This window comes from Paenibacillus sp. MMS18-CY102 (genome assembly GCF_009789195.1).
Lineage (GTDB): Bacteria > Bacillota > Bacilli > Paenibacillales > Paenibacillaceae > Paenibacillus_T.
This window is the reverse complement of record NZ_WSTC01000006.1, coordinates 61142-79612: the sequence shown is the minus strand read 5'-3', so window position 1 is coordinate 79612 and position 18471 is coordinate 61142. Positions and strand designations below refer to the sequence as shown.

Annotated in this window: 17 protein-coding genes; 5 read left to right on the top strand and 12 right to left on the bottom strand. The window is 44.5% G+C overall.

What is annotated here, in order from left to right; translation table 11 throughout:
* Window positions 1–9 precede the first annotated feature (9 nt).
* The 4 genes from pyrF to GON22_RS06060 all read left to right on the top strand — a co-directional run bounded on the left by pyrF (window position 10) and on the right by GON22_RS06060 (window position 3218).
* On the top strand, window positions 10–936 hold the full coding sequence (pyrF, locus tag GON22_RS06075) for an orotidine-5'-phosphate decarboxylase (protein WP_160395215.1): 927 nt from the start codon (window positions 10–12) through the stop codon (window positions 934–936).
* A gap of 441 nt (window positions 937–1377) precedes the next feature.
* A complete protein-coding gene (locus GON22_RS06070) occupies window positions 1378–2472 on the top strand; it encodes a PD-(D/E)XK nuclease family protein (RefSeq protein WP_160395214.1) in 1095 nt (364 codons plus the stop codon).
* Window positions 2473–2490: 18 nt separating this feature from the next.
* The gene (locus GON22_RS06065; protein WP_160395213.1) at window positions 2491–2988 is read left to right on the top strand and encodes a DUF6985 domain-containing protein; all 498 of its coding nucleotides are present in this window, start codon (window positions 2491–2493) and stop codon (window positions 2986–2988) included.
* Between the two features lie 20 nt (window positions 2989–3008).
* The gene (locus GON22_RS06060) at window positions 3009–3218 is read left to right on the top strand and encodes a hypothetical protein (protein ID WP_237179042.1); all 210 of its coding nucleotides are present in this window, start codon (window positions 3009–3011) and stop codon (window positions 3216–3218) included.
* Between the two features lie 4 nt (window positions 3219–3222).
* On the opposite strand, the gene GON22_RS06055 is transcribed toward GON22_RS06060, so the two are convergent.
* From GON22_RS06055 to GON22_RS06045, 3 genes are all read right to left on the bottom strand, one after another.
* On the bottom strand, window positions 3223–4035 hold the full coding sequence (locus GON22_RS06055; RefSeq protein ID WP_160395212.1) for an aminoglycoside N(3)-acetyltransferase: 813 nt from the start codon (window positions 4033–4035) through the stop codon (window positions 3223–3225).
* A 15-nt stretch (window positions 4036–4050) separates the two neighbouring features.
* Window positions 4051–5091 (bottom strand): hypothetical protein, encoded by a 1041-nt coding sequence (locus GON22_RS06050; protein WP_160395211.1) that lies wholly within the window; start codon window positions 5089–5091, stop codon window positions 4051–4053.
* A gap of 285 nt (window positions 5092–5376) precedes the next feature.
* Complete coding sequence (locus GON22_RS06045; RefSeq protein WP_160395210.1) at window positions 5377–5535, bottom strand: hypothetical protein; 159 nt, start codon at window positions 5533–5535, stop codon at window positions 5377–5379.
* 448 nt (window positions 5536–5983) lie between these two features.
* On the opposite strand from GON22_RS06045, the gene GON22_RS06040 reads away from it, so the two are divergent.
* Window positions 5984–6544, top strand: coding sequence for a YdeI/OmpD-associated family protein (locus GON22_RS06040; protein WP_160395209.1), 561 nt, complete (start codon window positions 5984–5986; stop codon window positions 6542–6544).
* A gap of 86 nt (window positions 6545–6630) precedes the next feature.
* Here the strand turns inward: GON22_RS06040 and GON22_RS06035 are convergent, their stop codons facing one another.
* Genes GON22_RS06035 through sbnA form a run of 9 tightly spaced genes read right to left on the bottom strand, consistent with a single transcriptional unit; the run spans window position 6631 to window position 18462 of the window.
* Window positions 6631–7797 (bottom strand): nucleotidyltransferase family protein, encoded by a 1167-nt coding sequence (locus GON22_RS06035; RefSeq protein ID WP_160395208.1) that lies wholly within the window; start codon window positions 7795–7797, stop codon window positions 6631–6633.
* 17 nt (window positions 7798–7814) lie between these two features.
* Window positions 7815–8981: an acyl-CoA dehydrogenase family protein gene (locus GON22_RS06030; protein ID WP_160395207.1), complete on the bottom strand. Its 1167-nt coding sequence runs from the start codon at window positions 8979–8981 to the stop codon at window positions 7815–7817.
* A gap of 2 nt (window positions 8982–8983) precedes the next feature.
* Window positions 8984–11125, bottom strand: a complete 2142-nt coding sequence (locus GON22_RS06025) for a non-ribosomal peptide synthetase (RefSeq protein WP_160395206.1) — start codon at window positions 11123–11125, stop codon at window positions 8984–8986.
* A gap of 33 nt (window positions 11126–11158) precedes the next feature.
* The gene (locus GON22_RS06020) at window positions 11159–11392 is read right to left on the bottom strand and encodes a phosphopantetheine-binding protein (RefSeq protein ID WP_160395205.1); all 234 of its coding nucleotides are present in this window, start codon (window positions 11390–11392) and stop codon (window positions 11159–11161) included.
* Window positions 11393–11417: 25 nt separating this feature from the next.
* A complete protein-coding gene (locus tag GON22_RS06015; protein WP_160395204.1) occupies window positions 11418–12956 on the bottom strand; it encodes a BtrH N-terminal domain-containing protein in 1539 nt (512 codons plus the stop codon).
* Window positions 12957–12990: 34 nt separating this feature from the next.
* Window positions 12991–14703, bottom strand: coding sequence for an ABC transporter ATP-binding protein (locus GON22_RS06010; protein WP_160395203.1), 1713 nt, complete (start codon window positions 14701–14703; stop codon window positions 12991–12993).
* Between the two features lie 4 nt (window positions 14704–14707).
* On the bottom strand, window positions 14708–16504 hold the full coding sequence (locus GON22_RS06005; protein WP_160395202.1) for an ATP-binding cassette domain-containing protein: 1797 nt from the start codon (window positions 16502–16504) through the stop codon (window positions 14708–14710).
* A gap of 16 nt (window positions 16505–16520) precedes the next feature.
* The gene (locus GON22_RS06000) at window positions 16521–17480 is read right to left on the bottom strand and encodes a 2,3-diaminopropionate biosynthesis protein SbnB (protein WP_160395201.1); all 960 of its coding nucleotides are present in this window, start codon (window positions 17478–17480) and stop codon (window positions 16521–16523) included.
* A 10-nt stretch (window positions 17481–17490) separates the two neighbouring features.
* A complete protein-coding gene (gene sbnA, locus GON22_RS05995; RefSeq protein ID WP_160395200.1) occupies window positions 17491–18462 on the bottom strand; it encodes a 2,3-diaminopropionate biosynthesis protein SbnA in 972 nt (323 codons plus the stop codon).
* Window positions 18463–18471: the final 9 nt, after the last annotated feature.

Sequence of the window (18471 nt, the reverse complement as noted above, 5' to 3'; positions counted from 1 at the left end):
GGGACTTCATTGCTTAACTTCGCAGACGTATTAATTGATGAAAGCATCAAGAAAAGAAGCGCATTAGTTGTAGGATTGGACCCTGATCTATCGTATTTTCCAGACTTCTTGTTACAAGATGTGCAGCTCACCTCCAATGAATCCGTTGGGGAAGCCATCTATGCCTTTAATAAAATCGTGATCGACGCGGTCGCTGATCATGTGATCGCCGTAAAACCGCAGCTCGCTTATTACGAAGTATATGGAAGCCACGGCATTCGGGCGCTAGAGAGAACAATTAGCTATGCACGCACAAAATCGTTAATCGTTATCAATGATGCCAAAAGAGGCGATATCGATTCAACCTCTGCCGCGTACGCGCGCGCTTTCCTAAGCGATAGCTCCCTCTCCGGCGATATGGTTACCGTCAACCCCTTTTTGGGCAGCGACGGCTACTTGCCTTTCGTTGATGCTGCGCGGGAGCATAACAAAGGCATTTTTCTGCTGCTCAAAACGTCCAACCCTTCCTCACATGAGCTACAAGACCTCAAGCTGGACACCGGCGAGAAGCTTTATTTCAAACTGGCGGATGACATCAAACCGTTAGCTGAAAAAACAAAAGGAAAACATAACTACTCCTTTATCGGTGCAGTCGTTGGCGCTACCTACCCTGAAGAGGCGAAGTTGATCCGGCAAAAACTGCCTCATTCCATCTTCCTAGTTCCCGGATTTGGTGCACAGGGCGGCAAAGCGGAGGATTTAGGCGTCTTCTTCGATAAGAACGGCAACGGCGCGCTCATCTCCTCGTCTCGGGGAATTATTTACTGCTACCGAAACGGCCGTGAAGATTGGAAATCTGTAAGCGAAGCTGAGATGCGCCGGCAGATCGAGGAAACAACGGTTAAAGCAAATGAGGAAATTAACCATGTAAGGTTGAAATCGTTGCCTATCATTTAGTTTTAAAACTTCCTTTAATTGAGGTGACTATGAAAAAATTAGACGGGCTCTAGCTTCCCCTTAAGGAGGTTAGAGCATTCAATGAGCAGAAGCGTTAAAAGAACACCCGTATGTAACGACCACCGGACACCTAGGACTCGCTGGAGTAAAAGACTAGCGAGCAAAGCTGTACGGCGTTTTACCGAAGATGTTTACAAAGGAAAGTGGTACCGGAAAGTGTACTGTTCCTGGGACATTTGTGATTACCGTTTCTTTAAAACTAGACAACAAGCGATAAACGAATGGGAGACATCTCGTTCGCCTCAACAGCTAAAGTTAACAAGGTCAGATGTTATTAACTGCTGGGAACGGTATTACAAACGAAAATAAGCGCAATGCGCCGGTTAGGGAAGCCTGGCGCTTGCGCTTTTTTTATATTCAAGAACAAGAGAGGAACATGACATGAATGACAATTTTGTAAGTATCGTCGGCTATCAACTTGAGAAGGTGCATACCGGCGTTATTCGTTGGCTCATGGATACGCTTAACACGAATGTCTCCATGGATACGAAATATGAGATCATTCGCCGAACTTACAGCATGATTCATCCAAACAATAGCCTCGACTTCGGTAAAGATGAGATTATTGCCATTACATGCTTTCCAGAGTATGCAATTGGCAGGAAAAGAAAAATTGATCTTGTCATTAGGATCGATTTAGCAAAACGGCCATCTAACTATTTTGTCATTGAAATGAAAGTGGACTCCATTCCCTATAAAGACCAGCTCAGCGGCACGAAAACCGACTTCCTTCAATTAATGCCAGACTATGATCCGAAGAACGTCACATTTTTCCTCTATTTGCTTGGAACTTCATCCGTATGCCAAGTGCCTGATGAACTGCATTCCTTTCACATCGTCTCGCTTCCGAACATTATTGGAATCTATCGTGGCCTGCCTGTCCACCACTACATTTATAACGATTGGATGAGTGAGCTAGAAGCCGAAGCAGCCAAAAGGGATGCTTTTATTAAAGATTATGAGCAATCAATCGGTATTCATGATCGGGACCGCAGCTCCTATTGGCAAAACAAAGGCTATCGGGGACGGCAACACCATTACTATTTATATGACGAGATGAAGAAGCATGCTAAGAACAGCCAACACTGGGCTATAGACAACGGCGGCAATAATCCTGTCATGAACTACTGGGGAATGAAGCAGAATGGTTGGGAACCAAAGAGCTACGATGGCCATGCCATCCTCTTCTATTGGGAATTCAATCACGAGGATTTCTTCTTAAAAGCTTGCCTTCATGGCGATGATACGAATAAAATCTCACAAGAAAGCTTCACGACACTCAGAGCTCAGATAATCGATGAGTTAGAGAAGGCTGCTATCGAGAACGGAGCTAGAACCAGACCTACTTATGGGACATTTGTCTCCATTTTTAAGTGGAAATTATTTAAAGGCTCACCCGCCAATCTGCCTCACATAATGGAGAAAGCTGATAAAATCATCGCATTAACACGCCCAATCATTAAACGAATCCAGTAGTGTGAGGAGCGAAGCAGCATGACGGAAAGATTTCAGCTAGAGCATGTCGGAGGAGAAGATTCTACAGATGAAAACAAGATATCCGGCTTTGGTCTGCTCGATTTATTCAATTGCCGCGTTGAATACCACTTTCGTACGGATGACATGAGCTTGGAAGAAGCTGAAGTGTATATACGGGACGTCTTAAACCAGTTGCCCAATGAATCGGTCGATGAGATATGCGAAAAAGCATGCAATTGGAAAGCCGACAAAATGAGCAGTGATACGGCTAACTATCCTGACGGCTTAGCGGAGGCTTACGACCGGGAGATTTTAGCTTATATGTCCGTCGGTGACGTTGCACTTTATCGCAATCCTTATGACAGAAACGACACTGCTTTTGGAGCAATTCTGGGCGGAGGCGCGGAATGGGATTCCGAAAACGGCATGGAAATTGTCATTCGAGGCAATAAGGTGCTTGAGGTGCGGGAGTTTTTGGGCTATGGAGAATATGCGATTTGGAACGAAACGGACTGATCTCATGAGGAGGGAATAACTTGATAAGCTTATTTCGATATAACTGGATGGTAAGGGATGAATGGTTTGCGCTTTGCAACCAAATGCCCGCAGAGCAACTATTACAACAACGTGTAGGAGGAGCGGGCAGCATCCTCTACACGTTTTTCAAGGGCATTACATCCATATGGATCAGGGAGCTTGGCCTGCAGCCGGTATCTGCGAATGTCATTGGCAGAGGGTTATTTTGAACCATTATGCGTAATCCCGGTGCTCCTGTAGCCATTGGCTTGCAAAGTCCACGGCTTCCTTTATCTCAAACAGCCTACATTCAGCGTTGCCTACATTGCCTCGCTGGACGTTAGCTTTCTGCTCAAAATGCTCACCTAGTGTAATGAAATCCTCAGCATCGTAGGCAAAGTCCGTAAACCACTTCCATACGCGGCTTCCGCCCTCTAGCATGGCGGTCCCCATCTGTTTCATTGGCATGCCTGTTAATACGGTCTCAGCCAAATGAAAGCTTGTACATTTATCATAACCGACGCCGAGCAGAAGCACCTTTGCATTCAGATCGTACAATTTGCCAAGCGGGGAATGCACGCCCAACTGAGGGGTTAAAGGATGGTTCCGCACGATATTCCCTGCTTGCTGCCCCTTCGCGCAAAAGGAGGTTTGGGGATGCTCTGACCGCATCGTCCCTGGGTATGTCCGAAACGCCTCAGCGATGCGCCCCATCTCCCTTGTTGGCGTTACGGCAGGATCAAACGGCGGCCATTCATTGTAAATAATATCAATCCACGCATGAGGGACCGGAGGATTTCCCCATTCAGCGGGATCACTCCAATCGCTGCTATGTGCCGGCATAACGAGTGTTCCTGACTCGCCGATTGCTTGCAACAATCCTTCCACAGCCGCTTGCGGGCCTCCGCAAACCCATCCCAGCTTAGAAATCGAGGAATGCACAAGAATCGTATCCCCCTCCCGCACACCGAGAAGGTTTAAATCCTGTACCATTTTATTGATTGTCACCGGAGATTCGGTCTGGTCAATAATATCTTTTTCGCTCATAAATGAATCCCTCTTTTACTTCAACTTTGTTCCCGTCACGTCCATCCAGTTTCTATGTGCGGCTGCTTCCTTGTAAATCAAATTATCGAGAAGCAGTTGAAGTACTTCTTTTTCTTTATTTTGGGCAATGTGCAGGATTTCGATTATTCGATTGTTGATTGTAGCGCTATTTTTGAATAGTTTTTTAAGAAACAGATTTCTTGCATTTCTTATATTTTCAAAGACGGCCGTGTACTGTTCGTAAATCTCTTCCGAATTGCTAAGAAATCCGTGCATGCCCATAAATTTGATTCTTTCCAGCATCAAAACTTTATGGTCAAACAAAATATGTAAAGGTTTATAATCTCTAAAATCAGGATTTTCCTCTAAAAACGTACCCAATGTTGTATAAACATTTAAACCATATTCGCCCGGAGTCGAATTTTTGAACATTCTATATTTATCAGAAGTATTCGTTGAATGAATATATTCTTTAATGGATTCGGCAACAAAATACACATCAAAATCATAATGTGTTTTGCTATAAAAGCTTAATAACTCAATTCCGCCCCTTCCATCAAAATTATAATCCCGATCTTCCCCAATGCCCCAATAGGCAGCTTCTAATTGTTCGAACGTGACTGTTTCATACGAATATGCGTCTTTGAAAGTAAAATCGGCGACGTAGAATAAGCGCTTTTCTAAATCATACCCGTAAATAAACAACTCATGCGGGAGAGGTGTGTCGCACCCTTTGAAAAAGAATGATTGTTCGAACACGCCAAAAATATAATTATCCATATTTATGCTCTCAATAAAAAAGCTGCAAATATCTTTGGCCAGCAGCTCGATTGTTTCTCTCTTGATTATCTGGTTATAGGTCCAAGGACAATCCTGCTTTGCAGTCGCCCTAGGAAAAAAATCGATATAACTGCCGCCTTCGCATACAAGCTGAATATAGTTGCTATACAACCAATCGTTTGTCTCTTCATAGTTGGTTATAACCGATAATAGATTGGCATGCCACGTCCACGAAGTAACTGGCGGGTAATTCATTGGAAGTATCTTCGAATGCATAGGTTATCTCCTTTATGCAATGTTATTTCGAGGAATTTACACTTTGTTATTCCAGTTCGATCTAATAGTATCATAGTGTTACATTTTCATACAATAACGCCGAATTGTTCACGGAAACGGGTTTTAACAGCAAAAAGAGAAACCCGGTGTTTTGAAAAACTGTGGGCTTCCCTCGCATTTTGTGGCAGGTTTTTCTGCCCTATTCACTCTCCAGCGCGTTCAATGAACTTACTCTCAATTGTAATGGGTTGAACGTTAATGTTCATGCTCCGTTTCCCCCACTGTTCACTTGCTCTCTTCTGCCTCCACAAACGCAATGTTATGAAATAAGAAGGACTCACCTTTCAGAAAATGCTTAATAATCGCTTGCGCATGCGGCTGTTCTTCAATTAATATTGCCGCATCTTGATATAACACCGTTTTTACGCCTTCCATCGTGTTCAAGCCCGCCTTCCTTTTGGCTGGGTCCCGGCATAAAATCTTTTTAGAAGATGACTTTCAAAACTTCACGTCGAACTTGGTTGCCAACGCATTTAGGATGAACGAAAAGAATGCGATCCAGCATAAAATCCACGATCATGTTTATATTGGACTGCAGAAGTACGAATCCTGGAAAGAGGAATCGTATAACTATTACTTCCCTTCTGTCCAAGTATCCTCATTCGACGGCCTTCCTCCTGGATCCAAACACTGACACACAGCTGTCAGGAACGATAGTTTATCATTGCCATATCAAGCAAATGATGACGCTAACAAAGGAAAGGGGAAATGAATGATGGGCAAATTACAACCATTACGAGACCCATTCGGCAACGTGTTGGGGATTATGTACAACACTCACTATTTGGATATCGTGAATGCTAGAAACCAAGGATAAGGAGCAATCCGTAAAATGATCATCGATAAACTCGTACAAGTCCACTCCCGGCAGGAATGGCGGGAGTGGCTCCATAGCCACCACAGCACAGAAGATTATTGTTGGGCAGTTACGGCTAATCCGCAATCCGCGGGTTACTTGGATTTTGTAGAAGAAGCGTTATGCTTTGGCTGGATTGACAGCACCACTAAGAAATTAAACGACACGCAAACCGCGCAACGATTTTCCCCACGCAAGAAGAAGAGCAACTGGACAGAGCTTAACAAAGAACGCGTCCGGCGGTTAAATAAATTAGGGCTCATGACGGAAGCAGGAAGAAAAGTGCTGCCGGACATGAGCCCCGAATCGTTCATTATTCACGAAGAAATTTTGTCTCAGCTCCGCGAAGACGAAACACTGTATCGCAATTTCCAAGCTTTGCCCGAACTCTATGTCAGAGTGAAAATTCATAACATCCAATCCGTGCATAATGACCGGGCGTTATACCAGAATCGATTGGCCAAGTTTATTGAGCATACTCGCATGAATAAGCTGTATGGGCAGTGGCATGATAATGGGCGGTTGTTGGCGTATTAGCTTAAGCATAAAAAAAAGCTCTTGCTGCATATCGCAACCGGAGCTAAGATTCATTTCATTAATGTATGGCTGTATTGATCCAGATTCTATATTTGCTGTTCATAAAAGTTCATAAATTTTGCAGTTTCTTTAAATTGTGCCGGATTGATTTGCATAATTTCCTCTCTTCTCTTCTCCGAATCGAAAAACCGGGTAAGGAAAGGCGTTTGCCAGGTAAATCGCTGTTCTTCTTCAAACCCATATTGATCTAAATAGGTAAGATTAGCTGGACGAATAGCGTTCATAAATGAAGATGGAACAAAGGAGCCAAACAACAACTCGGCATGGTATAGCGCATAATAAAGAATTGATGCCGTCTCATGCCCACACACACTATCTGCAAACCTGTCCCAGTTCACATGGTTCGCATTGGCGATGATATATTCATACAGATCCGTATATTTGTACAGCTCCCCGTCTTTGCCTTCTAGTACATTTGGAAATCTTACCGCGTCATTATATAGGTGAGACGCAAGCTGCAGTATATTATTGGCGGGGCTGAGGCTATACATTACGCTCTCGGTACTGCCCTCACCTACTGGATTGATGGAATCAAACAAAGCAGGGATGTTATATTGGACTTTCATATTTTTGGAACGGCTGAAGATATCAAACTGCAAGTCAACCGCTAGTAAGCCAAATACAGGGTTATCAAATTTCTTCAGGAATCCGATCAACTCATGCGTTGTCATTCTGTGAAATACTTCCTGTTTCCTAGTAGAGTTAACTATCGTTAGATTATCGCCTTCAAACCCCTGAATAAAACCAAGCTCCGTCAAAATTTGGCTGACAACTGTGATGTCTTCCTCTCTAACTAGAATATCAATATCATTGCAATATCTCACACCGAATTCCTTATATATTGTATTGTTTAACAAAACCCCTTTAAGAAATACGGGCTTAACTTGCTTTTCTGCGAAATTGCGAACTAAGCAATCCACTTCCCTATTAATGGCCGTAAATCGTCTTGTTATGTCCGCGCAATAAATTTCCAGAACATGACGGTATTTACGCTTTATATAATTAGTAAGCTCATGGCGGAGCAAATTCTGATAGACAAACGTAGCCACTTTATGTTCGAATATTAACCTAAAAAATCGCGGTATGTGAAAGTGCCGGTTTTCCATAATGTGTTTGGCTTCTTCGATCTCCTCGTAACTAAGTGTCGATTTACCTAGAATAATTAACAGTCTCGCTTCCAAGGTGATGCCCATGCCACTTCCCCGCTTTCTTAGAACAATGGATGATCAGAATTTTTATAAATTAATAATAAAGATGCATTGGTTTCCATTAAACGCTCGTTATTGATCATCAAGCTCGCCGAATGAATGTCACGCAGATGTTTGGCCAAGGTGTATTGACCGTTATTTTGGTAAGATGAAATGCCACAAATCTGCATCGCACGATGCACAATCCCTGCTGCATCGTTCGAAACATTCATCTTTAAAGCATTCCACTTCAACAAAACAGGTGTGCTGGTTAGTTCACTCTTCCGATGCTCTTCTGGCAATTCAAGCAACGCTTTATATGTGTCCAAACAATGAATCAATTGGCTGTTTAGTAACTGCAAACTATTGTTCATTTCCGCCAATCTCGTATCTGGAAGATAGGGCTTGCTTTTCCGCGCTTTGGATTGCACATACTTTCTCGCCGTGTCGGCAGCATCAGTTGCGATTCCCAGCCAGCAGGACGACCATAGAATATGGGATACCGGCACCATTGTTTGGGAAAGCACGGTTTTGAATTGCGTATTAAAAATATTTTCTATGGGAAAGGAACCCTTTATTTGAAATGGCGGGCTGCATGTGCCCCGCATCCCAAGAGTGTCCCATACTCCGGTCTCTGTAAGCTCAGTCTCTTCCTTTTTCATTAATATCAGCACTTGATCTGTCGTGCGCGCGTCCGGGGATTTCTTGGCCGTGACCAAAATGCTATCCGCGTAAGCGCCATAGGAAATAATCGAAGCATCTTTGAGAAGCGTGCATCTTGGACCCACATACTCGACACCTGCGATACTCCGCCCATTATCTCCTCCTGTGCCTACCTCAGACGTATTCGAAGCAAGCAGCAATTGCTTGTCAGCGATTTCCTTCAAATACCCCTTAAAGCTGCTACTCTCCTCGTGATGCATGATACACGCGACTTGAATGTGGTGCATGGCAAAAATCATGGCGGTAGACGCGCATTTTTGGGCGATCATCATGGTCATGCCGGCAATGTCAGACAACGTGCAGCCTAGCCCGCCATCTTCTCGCTTAATATAAGCGCCCAATAGCTTAATATCCTTCAAAGCGTTGATAGATTCCAATGGAAATCTTGACTGTCTATCTACATCGGCAGCATGTTTAGCAATAATATTATCGACGGCGTGAGACAGTTTATTTTTTAAATCGATCATTATCATGAATCCCCCAGGCTATAAGCAAGCGCATGTTTCTGAAGTTGTTTTCTATCCAATTTCCCGCTTACTAATGTTGGCATATGCTCCATTCGGATAAATCGGATTGGTATCATGTATTCAGGCAACACCTGTCTGGCTGCTTGAATGACTGCTGGAATATCCATTTCCCGATCATGTACATAATATACGGCAATTGCATTGCCGCCATCATGATTGATCACGTCGGCAGCGATCTCCTGAACATTTGCAATCCTCATGAAGGTATTCTCTATTTCTTCCAATTCGATTCGGTACCCCTTAACCTTTACTTGATTATCCTTACGCCCTATAAAACGAATATTTCCGTCCGACAGCCAGTATCCGAGATCGCCTGTTCTGTACATTCGGACACATTCATTCTGAAATGGAGCAATGCCAAAGACCGCATTAGTTTTCTCTATATTACGGACATACCCCGGTCCAACCCCATCTCCGGCAACACATATCTCACCTACTGCCCCAACCGGGCACAGGTTATCAAATCGATCAAAGATGTACACAGTCATATTTCGAATCGGCTTCCCAATCGGAACATAATCAGCCAGCAAGGCTTTATCCGAGAAATAGTGCGTTATATCATCTGAGGCTTCTGTCGGTCCATAAACATTGGCGAAAGGAATCTCTGGGTAGAGCTGAAACCACGTTTCGAGCAAAAACGGCTTTACAATCTCACCAGTGACCATCAGCAGTTGCAAATGTTCCAACTTGACGGTTCTTCTCTTTAGAAACTCTAGCATCGCCGCAAGGTAGGAAGGGACAATCTCCAAAATTGAAATCCGGTCAGCAATAAGTTGGTGGACAAGCGTCTTCACTGCCGTTACGGCCTGCTTTTCATAAATAACCGTCCTTCCGCCAGCTATCAGCGGTGCGAACAGTTGCCAAACCGATATGTCAAAGCACTGGGAGGCCATCTGCGCAACGGCGGTTTGCTCTGTAATGCTGAAATCCTCAATTTTGGCAAGCAGATGATTCATCATTCCCCGATGTTCGATCATCACGCCTTTTGGTTTTCCAGTGGATCCAGAAGTATATATAACATAGGATATATCTTCCATTAAATAATTCTGTACCACGTTCTTATCATCCAGCAAAGCAATGGCCTGAAGCAGTTCATCATTTATTTGGATAGCCGTAACGCCTTCGTGCCGCACCGAATGGGATGATGTCAGAATATGAGCAGCTTCACATTCACCTAGTATTTGGGCCAGTCTCTCTTTCGGGTAATCATGTTCTACCGGCACATATATCGCTCGTATTTTCCATAAAGCCAATACACAGATTCCAAAAAGATGGGATCGCGGCATCGCAATGACAACAAACGCCTGCGTTGTTATTCCCTGATCCAGGAAATAACGAGCCAACTGATTCGCTGCACGGTTTGCATGCGCATAACTAATTTCAATGTCATTATGCTTCATTGCGATTCGCTCAGGGTAACACTCAACCATATGTTCGAATTGCGGAATAAAGGTTTGATCCAAAATGCTTGATTCCGTTCGGTTAAATCGTGTCAATAATAAATCTTTCTCAATTGGCGAAACCATCTCAATTGCTTCCAGCAGTATATCCGGCTGATCAGCAACCTTGTTTAAAACATGAAGGATATGCTCTCCCATACGCCAGACACTCTCAGATGATAAAACGTCTTTATACTCAATTTTAAGAGTTACCCCGAACTTCCCACTTAGTGGCGTGAATTTTAAATGTTGATCGACAGTTTCTCTTCCTGAACTGCAGAAAACAATTCGTTCCACGCACGAATCCACACGATCAGCGACATTTTGACTGTTCATCTGTTCCCCGACCTGACGGAGCAGGGAAGCAAAAGGCTGACGCCCGTCCAATTTGCAGCCTATCTGCTTCTCTACAGCATCAGTACGTACGTTAACTGTTATTTGCTTCTGATAGGTATATTTTGCAAGAACAATACAAATTACGGCTAGAAGCACCTCATCTATTGAAACCCCCGGCTCAGCCGCCAACACTTCAAGCCCATCTTGCCATTGGATCCTCAATTCGAATTGTTTATCATTGCCGCATGGAACAGTTTCTTTCATCAAATAATTTGCGACCGAGTCATCCTTCAACGGATATAAGTTCAAATATGGTTTCCCCTTTACGTTTGTCCACATTGGTTACTGATTGTCTTTGATCGCAGTTATCGTATTCCATAAAGATATTGAAGTCCGGAAAGTCTCCTCATTAAGATAGCGGTCGGGAAACTCAATGCCAAACGCATCCTCAAGATCCAACACGAGGTTGATCACCTTCAAGGAGTCTAGGCCCAATGAAACGAGTTCTTCTTCAGGATCGATCTCATCTGCCTTCTCTAAATACTGGCTAATAATTTCAAAAAATTGTGGAGTCATCATCCCATCACCTTACCGTTATTTTCTAAATAAGCGTTTCATTCAAAGAAGATGTAGCTGTTAGCCCTGTAAAATGGACGCTAAGTTCGTTTGCTTCATCCCAGGTTTTGCAGACGAGGCCAATTTCAGCAACATCCAAATTGTTCAAAGCACTAATACGATTCACTTTGCCCTCTTGCCTATAGCTGAAATGGTAACAGTCGTGCTCTTTTTCAATTAGCAGCCCAACCGAGTCATGTTCCAGTACCTCAACAGCAATATTGGTGTTGCCAATATGCGAAAGCATCAAAGACTCCCCGCAATTCATCCCCCAAAAGTACATGTCCCCCGTCTTTGTTCTGAGCACAAAACCTGCATGATAGGACAAATCCCTGCTCTTGCCGACAACTTCCAACTCAACCTGAATAGTAAAATCTTTTGCTAGATTATTGTTTTGTAAGGATTTAAAAAATAACTTCGGTGAGTCATCGGTGATCCATGAGTTATAGGTTTTATCGCCACGAAAATGAAAGTGAAAACTTCTGTTATGGAGGATATGGAGGATACCATCTTCGTTATTTTCAGTCATCCACTCGGTTTGAGAAGGTTCCACCCGCTCTTGTTCCCTCTCAAGAACACTTCTCGCTGTTAGAACAGCATCATACACCATTTGTTCATATTGAAGCGGTAACTGTACTAATTCCGCGCAATCGATCTCTTTTTTCCTATGGCAAGCTAGGACAAACTTGCTAATAGCAAGTTTCCAGGCAGCCAGAAGCTGGTCCAGGCCATTACGTGCCTCATCCGGCAGTGTCCCTTCCAGCATTCGAAACAACTCACTGTACAGCACTTTCTTATGCTTAGTAATCTTCATCAGTTCAAAATTCACTTTATCCAAATCCCCTTTGGCAAGGGATGCAGAATTAGCCACATTTTTTTTCATAATATCTAACTCTTTGAAAGGTTGGTCCGTACGGTATTGATCCATAAAATCGATAAATTGAATGAGCTTTTCCTTTATCGAGTATTGCTTGGGATCCGCCTCAATCGAGTAAATTACATCGTATCCGTAAGATTCCGCACCAGCTTGAAACACTTTATGAAGCGTCTCATATTCCATTACAAATTCTTCATACAAGTGCTCATCTGTTTTCTTCTGGCAGCCATCGATAATATGCAATACTTTCTTTTTGTCTTCATACCCCCGGATCAAAAACAAATGAGGCCAATGTGATTCTTCGTAGTGATAGGAATAATACAATTGATTTAAGTCGCCCCCCACCAAAACAGGGCGCCCCTCATCGAGCTCTTTCACAATGTTGTCGATCAGATTCGCGGCATTAACCGGAATGACATTAACTTTTAGCCCTAAATGCGGGAAAGTATTGGACCAACGGTCTATGTGCTGTTCTGAAGCTAGATTAGTATGATACGCCCGCATAAACTTCAGATACATATACACCAGAAAGAATGAATCTCTCTTCATTCCTTCTGCTGCAATAGCTACCGGCTTTTCGAAACAGGTTACATAATCTAATGGATAACTGTCTTTAACATTTTTTATATGTAACAGTAACTGCCTCAACACGTTCACCTCAATACATTTAATTTAATCCCACTCAAGACACCTGCAGCTCCGCGTGAGCCGCTAGCAGCGAATGATATGCCCGGCTCTCGCTCATAAGCTCCTCATGCGTTCCTGCATCTACAATCCGGCCCTTCTGCATGACATAAATGACATCTGCATTCTCGATGGTCGACAGCCGATGCGCGATTATGATTGTCGTCTTGCCTTCCCTTAACGTATCCAGGTTTCGCTGGAACGTTCGCTCCGTTTCGAGATCAAGCGCTGACGTGGCTTCGTCCAAAATCAATATTTCAGGATCCCGAAGCAGGGCCCGCGCTAGCGCAATTCGCTGGCGCTGCCCGCCAGACAAGGTCATTCCTCTCTCCCCGAGCGGCGTTTCATACTGCAGCGGAAGGCTGCGGATATGTTCATCAATTTCAACCGCTTGGCAAACCTTTGTGATTTGCTCCTCAGTTGCATCAAGCCCTAGCTTAATATTGTTAGCGATGGAATCCGGGAAAATATACGGGTCCTGAAACACGATGCCGATATGCTCCGTCCACGCATCCCGCCGAATGTCTTTTAAATCCATCCCATTGACAACAATCTCGCCCGAACCAGGTTCAAAGAAACGCGAGAGCAAGTGGGCAACCGTTGATTTGCCGCTGCCGCTCGCCCCAACGAACGCGATCTTTTTGCCCATCGGCATATCCAAGGTAACCTCATGCAGCACCTGCTGTTCCTCGGATTCGTACGTAAAGCCAACCTGTTGAAACCGTAAGGAGGATACTTTACCTTCTAAAGGCTCAGAGCCAGGATCAAACATATTTTCCTCTAACGCCTCTCTAACCCTCTCCACGCTCGCCATTCTTCCAGACAATCCCATGACGGTGTTGAACAAGCTTTGGCAGGTGTCCCCCAGCATAGAAGTAAGCTGAAAGACAACAACAAACATGCCGATAGACAACGAATGATTGATGACAAGGTATCCGCCATATACGATCACGAGCAGCTTCATCGCCCATTTAAAAGGATCTGTTGCAAGCATCTGTTTATTCAGCCATTTGCCCTCGTTCATGATGCTCTCGTAGTATCGCTGGAATACGTTCTTGTACTGGGTTCTCTCCCACTCTTCCCGGTGGAACGCAATAACTTCCCGTGTACCTGAGATCGATTCTTCCAATTGAACGACGAGTGCCGACCGATTCTCCTGCACCGCTCTTGCTGCCTTCTTCATTCTGGAGGAAAAGTACTTGCCCATTCCGATGTAAACAACGATAAACAAGAATAAGGCAACTAGCATCATCATATTGGCCTTCGCTACAATGGCAATTAACAAGACGGCCGCAATAAGCTGCTGCATGCCCCGCGCGATGTCGCTGCCTAGCAATCCATACACGTTCTCGATATCGTTAGAGAAAAATTGCACATAGCTGCCGGACCGTTCTTTGCGTAATTTGGACATCGGCAGCCGATAGATCGTTTTCATAAACTGCCCCGCCAGCCTTTTATGAAAGTAAGCCATATTCAGATGGGTCGTGTGCGGCCCTAACGTGAACAATAAGGCGTGAAGTAAAAATGCGGCGGAAATCCACCCAAGCGTAGGCCAAAATAGGCCATATTGTTGATTAATAATGACGGAATCAATGAATTTCTGCTGTAGCGCGACGGCTTGAATGCCGCATATCGATTCTAGGGCCATTACGCCGATCGACAACAACAGAAACCATTTCCTTGGCATCATGAACGTTAATAACCATTTCATAGCCTCACATCACCTCCGGCAGTATTGCAGTCGAATCGTTGCCATGAACCATTTGATAAAAAATGCCGCCTAACGCAAGCAACTCGTTATAGCTGCCAACCTCGGCTGCTTTCCCCTCATGAACAACGACGATCCGGTCGTAATTAGCAATCGTAGACAACCGATGTGCGACAGCAATGGTCGTCCTGCCCTGCAGCAAGGCGTCCAATGCTTTCTTCACTTCTAACTCGCTTATATTGTCGAGTGCGGAGGTCGCTTCATCCAAAACGACGATCGAAGGATTTTTGACAAACATGCGCGCAATTGATATCCGCTGTTTCTGGCCGCCAGATAGCTTGACCCCTCTCTCGCCCACAACCGTGGCGTATCCCATAGGCAGCTGTTGGATAAATTCATCTGCATACGCTGCCTTAGCCGCTGCTATAACCTCTTCATCGGATGCATCCGGGTTGCCGAACCTGATGTTCTCTTCAATCGTGCTTCCGAACAAGAAGGTATCTTGGAACACAAAACCCATGCTGTTTCGCAGATCCGACAGCTTCATGTCGGCCAGGGGGACATTGTCGAGACGAATCTCACCCTGTTTCGGATCATAGAAACGGCCAATTAATTTAGTAAGCGTCGACTTTCCGCCACCGCTTAATCCAACCAACGCAACCTTCTCCCCGCTTTGGACCGATAACGAAAAATCATGAATAATCGCATGGCTTCCATCGCCATAGTGAAACGAAACCCGGTCAAAATCAATCTTGCCCTCGACATGGCCAATAGCCCGAGCATTCTCTTTCTCCTTCACTTCCGGTTCAAGATGCATGAAATCATAAATCCGCTTAGCTTGAACCATTTGCAGCCTTTGCTCGGTGATCAGGGTGACTACGACCGTTAGCTTAAAGATCGAGTTGAAATAGTACAGCATAAAGGCTGTAAAAGCCCCGATGCTGATCGCCCCGTCTTTGATGAGATAGAAGCCAACTATGAAGATTGCGATAGCCCCGAGATTATTGCAAAACCGGCGTACAGAACCGCGCAGGAAGGAATACCAGAACGTTCGAACCATCCCGTCATCCATCGCCTGGCGCTTGTCCATAAATTGGCGATAGTCCCACGGCTGGGCGCCGTTCGCCCTTAGCTCCGAGATCGCCGACACGCTCTCGTAAATCTTGCGGTTGTAGCGGATCCGATTCTCTCCCCATTCCGCTTGCGCGTTAGCTGCCTTCTTCTCGAAATAAGGGCCCATCACATAATACAGGCCGAAAAACGGGATGATCAATAAGGACAACCCCGCATGGATCGAAAACATAAACCCGAACGAGAGTGCGGCAAATATTAATTCATTGACCATGCTTGGGAATGCACTGCGATATATGTTTTGTACAGCGTTTAATTCCGTGTTCACGAGTGACAGGCTCTCGCCTACGGCATGCTTTTCAAAATAAGAATAGCCTAACGTACGCAGTTGCTGAATAATCCGGAATTGCAAATCGCTAGCAGCCTTTTCCTGCATGTGGCGCTGAACGAGCATCCGCAGGGCAGATATGCCGAACATAATAATGAGCAAACCCGCCATCACAGCGAGTGTTTCGCCAAAATTCGAAAAATGGCCGACGGACATAATTTGGTCAATTAAATGCTCGATAAATTTAGGGATGGCGAGCTCAATTCCAGAAATCACCATGCTGCATGCGAGCACAGTTAACAGCTGCCATTTGTAAGGAAACAAGAACGAAAGAACCCACCAGTAGATGCGCAAAATCATCCGTTCTTTCATGCGTTGGGGTGCAGAACTGTCTACAGATACCACCTTTTTATCCTCCGTCCTAAAGTATGGTTCCAATTCCCTTCTCTATGGCCTTGTTCAAATAATACTTGCCGATTGCAATATCGAAAGACGCCATTCCCATCGGGTTCACCATAATCGGGTGATCGGCGCCAAGCCATTGATGCCATATGCCCTGCTCCAGATCCGTGATGCTGCATGTATCCTCTTCCTTTAATCCTCGTTCAAGATGCATCTTTTCAATATCCGTATTCTCCCTGCAAACCTCAGTCCAGTTATCGACAATAATTGCATGTTCGACAGAATCAAATATTTGCGATCCATAATCTCGCAGCGATACATTTAAGAGAAGCGCCCCTTTCTTGGGTGGAAGGCAAATATAAGGCCTCTTAGCTGTTGTACATGTTAATACAATGTCAGCCTCAATGTACGCTTCTTCCCATGTTGGTGTTATTGTCATGCGATCCCTATCCATTAAGCCGTCCAGCTTCATCGGGTTTTCGTCATAAAGCAAAAAAGCATCTATCCATTGTCCGTAAATGTCCTCAAAAAACTTCAAATGATGCGTTCCAATCGGGCCAAGGCCTATTATGCCGACTTTAACCTTGCACGGCTTTCTTGCCGCCATATAGCCCTTGACGAAGAAACCGGATACTGCCACCGTCCTCATAATGCTCAGCAATGCTGTATTAATAATGGCTAGAGGTTGCCCTGTATCTGGCTCATTGAGTATCACTACACTATGCGCTCTGGGAAGCTGCATTTGATGATTGTCTGGAAAGCTAGATATCCACTTGATGCCCGCCGCCTCAACCGCCCCCCCTACAAATGCAGGCATTGCAATAATTCGATTATCAGGGTTACGGTATCTCAAATACGGTTTGACAGGCTGGACATAGTCATGCGCTCTCATACAATCGACTGTAGCCTCAATGGCTGCGATCAGATCTTCCCACGGCATCCCAATCGACTTGATATCCTCTTCGTTCAAGTAGCGCATTGCGCATCTCCTAGCTGTATTTGATTTCATTCGATGCATTGGCAATAAGCCGCCTGCACCACTCATTGTTATAGATGGTGTTTAAATAACGCTCTCCCTTATCAGGAAAAATCGTAACAACATTAGGCGCATTTTGAATGTTTGCATCCTTAAAATATTTTTTTATGGCGACATAGACAGATCCCGACGAGCCTCCTGCAAAAATATAATGGCTTTGCAGCAGTTCGTGACATCCTTCCACCGTTTCGACTTCATCAACATAAATGACGTCGTCGATCAGGGCATTCTTCAAAATTTCTGGAACCATACTGGAGCCAATCCCCGGTATGTATCGTTTCTTTGGAGGCTGCCCGAATATGACGGAACCATAAATGTCCACAGCGATGACCTTACAATCCGGAAACATTTGCTTAATTTTTCGGGACACCCCGGTAATAGTCCCCCCTGAACTCACTCCTAAAAACAAATAGTCGATTCGGCCTATCTCACCTATTAGTTCTTCACCTAACGTATCGCAATAAGCATCCGCGTTATATTCGCTGCTGTACTGATTGATCCAATACGAATTCGGGATCTCCCTCAGCAACTGTTTCACCTTTTTAATCCGACTTAGCAAATAACCGCCATTCTCGTCGACCTCGGATACCTTTATTACATTCGGACAAAATTTTCGGATCAAAAATTCATTTACTTCCGAAATATTCGGGTCGATTACACAAATAAATCTGTAGCCCAAAGCTTGCGTGAAAACGGCCAGAGCAATTCCGAAATTTCCCGAAGTAGACTCGATTATCGTATCGCCAGGCACAATTTCTTTGTCTTCTATTAATTTGTGAAGGATATAACTTGCCGCTCTATCTTTAACGCTGCCTGTCGGATTATGAAATTCCAACTTGCTGTAAACATTCACCGTGGGCAAATCCTGAATCGGAATTTTAAGCAACGGAGTGTTTCCCACCCGGTCGATGATACGATCGAACACCGTAAAATC